This is a genomic window from Butyrivibrio sp. VCB2001 (assembly GCF_000423965.1).
In the GTDB taxonomy this organism is placed as follows: Bacteria; Bacillota; Clostridia; order Lachnospirales; family Lachnospiraceae; genus Butyrivibrio.
This window is the reverse complement of the sequence record NZ_AUIZ01000035.1, coordinates 1-3286: the sequence shown is the minus strand read 5'-3', so window position 1 is coordinate 3286 and position 3286 is coordinate 1. Positions and strand designations below refer to the sequence as shown.

Here is a 3286-nt window from a genome sequence, read left to right as displayed (position 1 = left end):
GGGCAGTTGGCTTCTCGGTGCCCTGTATGATTTGAATCCTGTGTATCTTGTCACTGTGTCTGTGGTATCACAGTTTCTGGCGATTGCATTTTATGTTTTATGCCTCCGGTGCAATAAGACAGAGTGCTAACAATTCCAGTTTGCTGGAATGAGCATTATATCGGAATTTTATGTTCTATTGGTGCTAAGGGAATTCCGGGGTCAAGCTTCATATGCGCAAGAATTACTTCGTTTACGCCAGGAAGGATCATTTCTCATGTTAGAAGAGGTCCTTGTTAATTATGGCAGTCTGCTCAAAGCGTTATCAAAGATATTTACGCAGATATCAGCCATTTGTTTTTCGTCTTCCTGCATCCCATCCCTGAACCAGCTTATGAGTATTTGTAAAATGGCAGCTTCGGCAGCAAGTCTGAGATACTTCTTTTCTGGGTCAGCTGTAGGATAGAGCCGCTCTGAGACCGCTTTTTCAAGAAAGAGTTCATTCTGAAGAATTCCGGCTTGGTCAAACAGAGATATTATATCTTTATCGTTTTTGACAGCCCGAAAAATATCTTCGAACCACAGATGTGGGTTTTCGTGCAGTTCGGGCTTTTCGCTGATCTCCGCTATACGCTTTATTATTTCATCCCCAAGCTCATGCAGGATATCTTCTTTATCTGTATAGTTTCGATAGAACGCCGTCCTTGATACTCCTGCACGGCGTACTATCCCGCTGATGGTGATCTTCTCATAAGGGTGTTCGCTCATTAGATGCATAAGCGAAAGCTGCAGACACTCTCTTGTCAGCTGATTGGACTCCTTATTATTCATCCTCAGAACTTCTTTTTTTTGCATTTCTGTTAAAGATTCTTTTGAGCTTTTCATTTTTTCTCCCTCTCGACGTTACAAAAAATGCAAGAATGTAACATCGGTTCACTTAAACGAAATATTGTCATGTCCGATGGTAGAGCCATTGTTATTAATATGCTGTGGCGTTACACTTGTTACATCAGAATAATTGTAGCATCGTTTGGGGAGGCATAACAAGTATGGAATTAGCAAAAAACATTTCTCACAAAGTACAAAGACAGGCTTTTAGCATACTGATTGACAGGTTCCTTGCAAATCTCGATAAAACGGAGAACAGGACTGCTACTTATCTTAAGCTTGTTGACCAGGCAGAGAAATTCTGGGGTAAAGATGGAGCCAGAAAAGAAAGCCTTGATAAAGTAAGAGCGGCATTTAAAGATCCGGATAACAGATGGGTTAAGTTTTTGAATAAAGTAATAGATGAGACAGATCCGCATGTTGCAAAGATGATGATGCTCAATCTTGGCTATGAGGCATTTTTCAGAGGCACAAAAATGATCAGGGCAAACAGGGAAAAATACGGATGCAATATCCCATGGCTTATTCTTTTTGACCCTACAAGCGCCTGCAATATGCACTGTGCGGGATGCTGGTCAGGTACTTATGGACCTAAGCACAATCTGTCTTTTGAAGATATGGACAAAATCGTTACCCAGGGAAAAGAGCTGGGAGTATATCTTTACATGATGACAGGAGGAGAACCTCTTGTAAGGAAGAAAGATATCTTGAAACTGGCAGAAAAGCACAATGATGTTGAGTTCTCTATCTATACCAATTCAACACTTATTGATGAGGATTTCTGTAAAGAAGTTGTAAGGCTTGGAAATCTCACATTCCAGCTTTCTATCGAGGGAACTCCTGAGACTAATGACGCAAGACGTGGCCTTGGTCATTATGATGCAGTAATGAATGCCATGGATCTACTCAAAAAGTACGGAATAGTTTATGGAACTTCCATCTGCTATACAAGAAACAACATCGAGGCAGTTACTGATCCTAAGTTCATCGAGTTTATAGCTGAAAAAGGAGCAAGATTTGGATTCTTCTTTCACTATATGCCGGTTGGAAACAATGCTGTTCCTGAGCTTATGCCAACGGTAGAACAGAGAAAGAAGATGGTGGATCAGATTAGATTCCTGAGAAGTGACAAATGTGACCTGGGATTCTTCCCTATGGATTTCCAGAATGATGGCGAAGCAGTTGGCGGATGCATAGCAGGCGGAAGAAATTACTTCCACATCAATTCAAGCGGAGATGCTGAGCCATGCGTATTTATCCACTTCTCCAACACGAATATACATACACATTCAATACTTGAGATGCTTCAAAGTCCTCTTTTCATGGAATATCATAAGGGGCAGCCATTTAATAAGAATCATTTAAGGCCATGCCCAATGCTTGAAAATCCGGCTCTTTTAAGGGACATGGTTGAAATATCCGGAGCTCATGGTACCAATGAAGAGTCTGAAGAAAGTGTTGAACATCTGTGTGCAAAGTGTGATGATTACGCAAAAGAGTGGGCGCCTGTAGCTGACGATATCTGGGCCGGACAGAAACACTATAAGAAGGCATATGAGAATTATGCAAAAAAGGATGAAAAGCCTCTAAACATAGTTGCATTTAAGCACAAACCCAGACAGCATCACTTTAAACATAAGAGAGCTTAAATGCCTCGAATTATATAGTATTGTTGTTTCATTTACCCTGTCGAATAAAGTTTTATACTTTTCTTTTTCTGATGCAAGGCAGGTTTACAATGATCGGATGTCCCAAACCGGATGAGGGAGATTACACTGAGAAACTGACAGAAGTTATCAGTAACAAGGACATAAGGGATGTTACTATTGCAAGGATGGAAATGCCATGCTGCGTCGGTCTATGGTGTTCCGATGACTCATATAGCGTCGGAACACTTTTTTTATGTTCTAATGGTGCTCCGTGAATCCCTGGTTCAAGTCCCGTATGCGCATAAGTTAGCAATGCCGGAATACTAGAAGTCGCCTTTATCGATTTGTTATTTATTATTTATCGTATTTTAACATAATAATGTTAGAATTAAGTGTGAGTATCTAAAGCAAAGAACAAACAATAAGGCGAGTGTATCATGAAATCAAAAAGGATCCATACTACTATCAGCATAGCCCTCCTTTTCCTGGTAATCTATCTGGGAGTCTTTTTGACGCCTGTTTATGCCTCGTCTGATTCTCCTGCTACAGAATTTACAGTCGGTGTGCCTGTAGACAGATGTCCTATGTTTTACATTGATAAAGACAACGGCAAGATTGCAGGAATCGGCGTTGATCTTATGGAATCCGCTGCCAAAGAAGCTGGTTTCAATGTCGCATTCAAAGCTATAAGTGAATCAAATCTTAAGGAAGCCCTTGATAGTACTGAGTACGATCTTGTTATGCCCTTTGGAAGTGCTGTTTCAAGTGCA

General features: G+C 40.7%; 3 protein-coding genes and 1 pseudogene. 3 read left to right on the top strand and 1 reads right to left on the bottom strand.

Features of this window, described 5'->3' with window-relative positions; translation table 11 throughout:
- Positions 1-279 precede the first annotated feature (279 nt).
- Positions 280-864, bottom strand: coding sequence for a TetR/AcrR family transcriptional regulator (locus G589_RS0117500; protein ID WP_026523007.1), 585 nt, complete (start codon positions 862-864; stop codon positions 280-282).
- Positions 865-1028: 164 nt separating this feature from the next.
- Here G589_RS0117500 and G589_RS0117495 point away from each other — a divergent pair, with 164 nt between their 5' ends.
- The 3 genes and pseudogenes from G589_RS0117495 to G589_RS0117485 form a co-directional block, all read left to right on the top strand.
- Positions 1029-2516 (top strand): radical SAM protein, encoded by a 1488-nt coding sequence (locus tag G589_RS0117495; protein WP_026523006.1) that lies wholly within the window; start codon positions 1029-1031, stop codon positions 2514-2516.
- 83 nt (positions 2517-2599) lie between these two features.
- A pseudogene (locus G589_RS0117490) lies at positions 2600-2728 on the top strand (4Fe-4S ferredoxin); the annotation flags it as partial.
- A 225-nt stretch (positions 2729-2953) separates the two neighbouring features.
- Positions 2954-3286, top strand: a 333-nt coding sequence (locus G589_RS0117485) for a transporter substrate-binding domain-containing protein (RefSeq protein WP_026490282.1), incomplete at its 3' end; no start/stop codon positions are given.